We start from the raw sequence: 6,906 nt of genomic DNA, 5'->3' as shown, positions 1-6,906 counted from the left end.
TCGGGAGTGTTGTGCCCCATCGACTTGAGGTCGTACCCTTCGAGGAGATTGAGCTCGAGCAGGAGCGCGATGCCACTGCTGTTGGGGGGCGGCGTGTAGAAGGTGATCCCTCGATAGGTGGTCGAGATCGGCTTCACCCATCGGGCCTGGTACGAGCTGAGATCCTCGGGGGTCAACAACCCGCCGTGCTTCTGATAGAAGTCGACGATTCGCTTGGCAATCGGACCGCTGTAGAACGCCTCCGCCCCTTCGGCCGCCATCGTCTTGAGGGTCCAGGCCAAGTCCTTCTGCACGAAGATGTCCCCCGGCTGGGGCACCCGGCCGCCGGGCAGGAACACGTCCCTCGTGGCGGAGTACTTCGAGAGCAACGGCTTGTACTGCTCCACGTAATGGCTGAAGTCCGCGGTCACCACGAACCCCTTCTCGGCCAATTCGATCGCGGGTTCGAGGACCTCCGCCCACGAGAGCCTGCCGTAGTTGCGGTGCAGTTCCTGGTAGCCGCGAACGTTCGAAGGCACGGGCGTCGCGAGGTACCCCTCACCGTAGTCCTTGCCCTTCAGCGCATCCACGGTTGCCCCCTTCGGCGCGGGGCCGAAGAAGTTCAGCGCCAGAACCTCGCCCGTCTTGGCAACGCGGACCGTCGCGAAACCCTGCCCGCCGATCGTCGAGTTCTTGGGATCGACGACGGCGACCGCCACCGCGGTCGCCACGGCTGCGTCGAACGCGTTACCGCCTTTTAGGAGGATCTTCATCCCCGCCATCGAGGCCAGCGGATCGAGCGACGTCACGATCCCGTGTTGCCCGGTCACCAGCGGCCGCTCGACGATCTGAGCGCGAGCAGACTGGAACGCTGAGAGCATCAGCACGACGAGCATCACGGCCGCACCATGGAGGATGCGGCGCTCCGAGAAAGTGTGCATCGGGGTCTCCCTCAACCCTTCAGGTGTTTTGCGAGGAACACGAAGATTCGGTCGGCCGAATCCCGGCTCTCGGGGCTGTCGCCCCGGCTATAGACGTGCCCGCCCGGCGCGCGGTCGTAGATCTTGTACTCGAACGTCTTGCCTCGCGCCTTCAACGCGTCGATCAGGCGCTCGGCGTGGAGTTGTACCGGTGCTGTCTTGTCCCCGGTGGTCGAGTGAATCAGGAGCGGCGTGTGAATGTCGTCCACGTGGTTCAACGGCGAGACATCCATGTAGGCTGGCAGGTTCTGCGACGGCAGTTTCCCGCCGAAGCGGGGCTGCCTGATGACTTCCTCCCGGCGGTAGTCGGGTTTGTACGCCATGTACGCGAGGAAGTCCGTCAGGCCCACGACGTCCACGGCGGCCGTGAAGACCTTGGGCGCCCGCTCGATCGCCAGGAGCGCAATCATACCGCCATGGCTCCGGCCCACAATGCCGATGCGCGCCGGGTTCACGCTGCGCCTCGCCTTCACGTACTCGGCGGCGGCCAACACGTCGTCTACTTCCTTGCCGCCATAGTCGGCCGCATTGTAGTGCTCTGCGCCGTAACCGCGGCTGCCCCGGTACTCAGGGAAGACCGCGATGTAGCCTTCTTCCACCGCGCGCGCGACGAACTCGAAGATGTCCTCGGTGAAGGAGAAATGGAAACCACCGTGGACGACCACGAGCGCGGGGTACCTCCTGGCCGGATCGAGCTTGACCGGTTCGAACACGTACGCCGGCGTGAGTTCCCGATCGTAGTTGGGATAGTCGACGCGCGTGATGCGGACGCGGCTACCGTACTCCCGGGCGAAGCTCTCGACGATGAGGCGCTGATTGACCTCGTACACCGCGTGCTGAATGACCTCGAGTTTCGTCGCCGTGTCCTTGGCGTCGAAATTGACGAAGGCGGCCAAGTCCCCTTCGGCTGGAGGCTGGGTAGCCGCCGCGCCACCCGGGCGCGCCTGCTGCGCCTCGACCGTCGCCAGACAGGCGCTCACCATCACCGCTCCCAAGACCAATCGACAGACCATCTGTACCTCCGTGCCGGCAGCGCCGGCCGGTCACACGCCAAGCCAACCCGCGATCAGTGCTTCTCGTAGACGACCTTCCCGCCCAGGACCGTATACAGGACTTCAGCGGTCGGGATGGACGCGGGAGGCACGGTCAAGATGTCCTTCGAGAGAACGACAAGGTCCGCCAGCTTCCCGACGGTCACGCTTCCCTTCGCGTTGTCCTCGTAGGACGACCAGGCCGGATTGATGGTGTACGCGCGGACCGCCTCTTCGACCGTCAAGCACTCTTCAGGATGCCACGGCCCCTGGGGGCGCCCACCGAGCGGCTGCCTCGTGACGGCGTAGTAGATGTTCTCGAGCGGGTTGATCGGCTTGTACTCCATTTCGTTGTAGCTGCCAGGCCAGTCCGACACGATGTTGAGCCGCGCTCCCGCTTTCATCATCGATCGCCAGGCGTGGCCCGTCTTCGCCCGCTCCGGGCCCACGCTCCGGTCGATGGTCCCCAGATCCTTGATCAGGTGATAGGGCGTTACGTCGACGATCAGCCCCAGCCTGCCGGTACGCTCGATGTCCGCCGGCGTCATGAAATGCCCGTGGATCACGCGAAAGCGACGCTCGCGCGGTGGATTGGTCTTGATCGCCTTCTCGAACCAGTTGAGGAGCAGATTGGACGCCCGGTCACCGATCACGTGGAACATCGGGTCGAATCCCGCGCGATCGGCATCGATGACATCGCGCTCCATGGTCTGGTCGTCGATGTACCGGAACGAGTAGATTCCAGAGTACTTCGGATTGTCCGCGTAGGGCTCGAACATCAAGTACCCGTCCACGAACGCCTTCAGCGCGCCGTACCGGATCATGTCGTCGCCGGAATGCGGCGTAATCCCGACGTTCTTCAGCTCCCGAAACGTCGCCAAGGTCAATTCGGGGTAGACACGCGCTGTCAGCTGGCCGCGCCGCCGAAGTTCGAGAAAGATCTCCAGGTCGCTCGCGCTGCGTTCGACGGCGGTGTGGAACGCGGTCCGCTGCGAGATCGAGTCGACACGCGCGACGTCGTGAATTCCCACGATGCCAACGCGGTTGAGCTCGGCGAGGGCGACACGCCCCCCGGCGACCTTTCGTTCGAGAGACGGCGGCGGCATCAACTGCTGCAGCCGTTCCCCGGCGCGGCCGAAGAGCATCCCGATGAGCGCGCCGGTCTGCGGGTCGCGCGCCATCGCTCCGCCTCGCGGGTCGGGGCTCGTCGGCGCGAACCGGGCACGCGCGAGCGCCAGTGAGTTGGCAAAGTATGCCATGTCGTGACGGCGCAGGAGGACGGGATGATCCGGGGCAACGGCGTCCACGTCCTTGAGCGACGGCGTGAACGATTCAGAGGCTGGGAGGCCTTTCTTGGCGCGGTCCCACGCGGCAAGCGCTCCCCAGTCCCCCCCGGTGATCCACATGCCCTTTGGCACGCGGGCCACGGCTTCCCTGAGCCGGCGGGTCAACTCCTCCTGGGTGTTCACGTCGAACAAACTGACCTGGAAGACCCAGTCGCACGCGTTCTCGAAGTGGGTGTGAGCGTCGATGAATCCCGGCAGGAGGAGGCGTCCCTCCACGTCGACGACGCGAGTGGCCGGTCCTTTCAGCGCCAGGATGTCAGCTGACGTTCCGACGGCCGTGATGCGGCCCGCACTGACGGCAACAGCCTGCGCCGTCGGCCGGGCCGGGTCCACGGTCCACACCTTCGCATTGTGGAAGATCAGGTCGGCCGCCGGACGCTGCGCGGCGGCCGTCGTCAGGACGCAGACGGCCGCCACACCGATCGCCAGCAGGCCGCACCGGGTCTTCAATTCCCGCATTCCATGCCGCATATCTCGTCCCTCGCCGGGCCGCGCCCCTAGAACCGCACCCGCATGGACAACGTCATCTGCCGAGGCTTCCCTACCGAGATGCCGAGGTTTCCGGCCGCGCTTTCGTAGTACAGCTTGTCGCTCACGTTCGCGACCTTCAGCGTCAGCTCGTATTTCTTCGCCACGTAGTACACCCCGAGATCCACCCGCGTATACGCCGGCAAGGTGAGGATAAGGGGTGACGCGGCCGGAAGCGTGCCAACCTTGGTGCTTTGGTAGGCGATCCCGAAACCGAACCCAAGCCCCCTCAGCTGACCGCCGGGCAGGTCGTACCGCGTCCAGAGATTCACGCTGTCCCCGGGCACGTTCAGCGACCGGGCACCGACGTTGACGGCGCTCGTGTCCTTCATGACGAGCGCGTCGAGGTGCGCGTACCCGAAGATGACCTGCCACTCGGGCACGGGCTTGGCCCGCAGCTCGAACTCGACGCCACGGCTGCGCTCCTGGCCGGTTTGGACGCTGATGCCGCCGCCCACCGCATTGATCACGTTGTCCCGCACGATATTGAACCAGGCGAGCGTGGCGTCGAGGTTGCCATTCAACGCCTCGAACTTGGATCCCACCTCGACCTGGCGGCCTTTTTCGGGATCGAACGTGTTCAGGCCCTTCGCGTCAACGGCACTCGGGTTTGGCGGCGTGAAGGACGTGCTGTAGCTACTGTAGAGAGACACGTGACGTTCGGGCTGGTACACGATTCCAGCCATCGGCAGCACGGCGCCGACCTTCTTCGTCGTCTTGCCCGCAGTCGAGCGCAGGTCCTCGGTCTGAGCGTTCTGCGAGTCGTACCGCAGACCCGCCAGAGCCTTGAACTTCTTGCTGATCTCGACCTGGTCCTGGGCGTACGCTCCCAGGTTCCAGTAGTCGGTGACGAGATGCGTACCCGGAATCGGGGCGGGCGCGAGCTTGCCATAGACAGGATTGTAGAGGTTGACGTCGAGAGTCGAGGTAGGCGTGTAGCTGAGGCGGTCGAAATCCCGCAACTCGTACCCGCCATTGACACCCGCAAGCAGCGTGTGACGGACGGAACCGGTGAACACCTCGCGCTTGAGATTGCTGTCACCAAACTGGTACGATCGATGGTTCACCTGGTAGCGATCGCGCCGGCGCACCGTCACGTTGTCCTTCAGGAGGCTGGCCGTTTCGAATCCCTTCCGCGAGTCGTTGTGGAAGACGCTCCGCCACGTGGTATTCCAGGTGAACCCTCGGCCCAACCGCGTCACGAGGTACGCGCTGACGACCTTGCCGGTCTCCTCGATCCGATCCCCGGGCTCCTGGTAGAGCGTCGTCCGCGGCGCCACCTTGGCGATGTCGTTGTTCGGCGCCACCAGGCCGCTGTCCAGGCCGACGTTTTCGTGGCGGTACTCCAGTTCGACCGTGAGGCTCGTTCCCGCTCGCGACACGAAGCTGAACGACGGCGCAAAGTAGAAGTTCTTCTCGGCGGCGGCGCCTCGAAACGACTGGGCGCTGTCGTACGAGGTCATGACGCGGTACATCGCATGCTGGTTCGAGGTCATCGGCCCCGTGAAGTCCGCGGCGAACCGTCCGATGTTCGCGTCGCCGAACGATACTCCCGTCCCGGCGAACGTCGAATAGCGAACGTCGACCATCTGCGAGCGCCGCGCCTGCGGCTTCTTCGTCACGATGTTGACGAGGCCACCGGGCTGCACTTGGCCGTACAAGACCGACGCCGGTCCTTTGAGCACCTCGATGCGGTCGACGTTGATGGTCGACGGGGACCCGAAGCGGGCCGCGAGGCCCGGCAGGCCGTTCACCTGGATATTCCCGGGCTCACCCGACCGGACGCCCCGGATGGTGAAGTCGTAAGCGGTATCTCCGGCGCGGCTCACCCCCGTCATGTACGTGTACATGTCGGAGACGCGCTCGGCCTCGATGGCCTTCATGAACGAACCGGTGAACGACTTGACCGAGAGCGGGATATCCCGCAACGGCGCGTCGATCTTCGTGGCGGTGAGCGCGGCCGGGGCCGTAAACGCCACCGTGACCTCTTCTTTGAAGCCCGCCGCCGACAGGCTGAGGTCGACAGCCCTCGAGTCGCGGGCGGCAAAGGTCAGGTCAACGGTATTCGGCTGGAACCCCTCGATGAACGCGGTCAAGGTATACGTTCCGGCCGGAACCTTGTCGAAGGCGTACCGACCTCGACCGTCCGTCACTTCCGTCCGCTCGAAGTTGGCGGACGAATTGCGGAGCGTCACGCTGACACCCGGCATCACACCGCCCGTCTGGTCCGCCACCTGACCGGCGATGGTCCCGGGCGCCAGGGTCGGCTGCGCGGCGTTCTTTGCTGCGGCCGTCTGGGCAGCGCCGAACGAGGGGACGCAGACAGCGCCAAGGACAACGACGACGATGGCCAGCACACGCCAATTCTTCCTCACGCCCATCATGAAGACCTCTCTTGGGTACACTGAACGCGTCTCGCAGCCGACACACGACACACTGGGCCAGCGGGCATCAGCCTATCGCAGATCGATTGTACTATACAACGACGAAATACAATTTGGCGAACCCCCGCCGCGCGCCCGCCGCGCGTTCGTCGGCGCGCCCACTCGACCGGCGGTGCCGCGCCTTCCTGCGCCGCACAGCGTCCGGGTGGCGCCGAGCAGGCTCACGACGAGAGCCAACGAGCAGGAGCGAACCATCGGATGCCCTTCCAGAGCCTTCACAACCGCACTCCTTTCGACGATCCGCACGACCGTGCCCGGAATTGGCGCAGAATGGTGCCCGAATCCGCGACGCTCTCTTATGGCACGAGCCCGGCTCGCCGCCCACTGAAGTGTTCCTGAATTCTGCTTAAGACGCGGTCCCGTCGCTCGTCGTTCGGGTCGGGTCCGGCGGCGATCCTGAACGGATGTTAAGTCATACTTCAGGAACGGGCCGCGGTCATCGGGTGTATACGGGAGGCTGGAACCATGCGCATCCTGATCGTCGAGGACGAGTCGAAGGTCGCCAGGGCCCTGCAGGAGGGCCTCACGGACGAGAAGTACGAGGTGGTTCTGGCCCCCACCGGTGAAGACGGGTTCTTCCTGGTCAGCACCCAGTCGT

4 protein-coding genes are annotated in these 6,906 nt (G+C 64.8%); all 4 read right to left on the bottom strand.

All coding sequences use genetic code 11. The features are described from left to right. A partial coding sequence (locus tag VGK32_19950) for a gamma-glutamyltransferase (protein ID HEY3384044.1) occupies positions 1-920 on the bottom strand: 920 nt, incomplete at its 3' end. An 11-nt stretch (positions 921-931) separates the two neighbouring features. Then, complete coding sequence (locus VGK32_19945; GenBank protein HEY3384043.1) at positions 932-1,972, bottom strand: alpha/beta fold hydrolase; 1,041 nt, start codon at positions 1,970-1,972, stop codon at positions 932-934. Between the two features lie 53 nt (positions 1,973-2,025). Then, positions 2,026-3,807 carry an amidohydrolase gene (locus VGK32_19940; protein HEY3384042.1) on the bottom strand — a complete coding sequence of 594 codons (1,782 nt, stop codon included), beginning with the start codon at positions 3,805-3,807 and terminating at the stop codon, positions 2,026-2,028. Between the two features lie 26 nt (positions 3,808-3,833). Then, positions 3,834-6,269: a TonB-dependent receptor gene (locus VGK32_19935; GenBank protein ID HEY3384041.1), complete on the bottom strand. Its 2,436-nt coding sequence runs from the start codon at positions 6,267-6,269 to the stop codon at positions 3,834-3,836. Between the last annotated feature and the right edge of the window lie 637 nt (positions 6,270-6,906).

Source organism: Vicinamibacterales bacterium, assembly GCA_036504215.1.
GTDB lineage: Bacteria > Acidobacteriota > Vicinamibacteria > Vicinamibacterales > Fen-181 > FEN-299.
Note: the sequence above shows the minus strand (reverse complement) of the source record. Positions and strands in the feature narration are given on the sequence as shown.

What these genes read in the sequence shown, in the direction of transcription:
- VGK32_19940 (HEY3384042.1), bottom strand. Translation starts at nt 3,807, where the DNA reads ATGCGGCATGGAATGCGGGAATTGAAGACCCGGTGCGGCCTGCTGGCG.
- VGK32_19945 (HEY3384043.1), bottom strand. Translation starts at nt 1,972, where the DNA reads ATGGTCTGTCGATTGGTCTTGGGAGCGGTGATGGTGAGCGCCTGTCTG.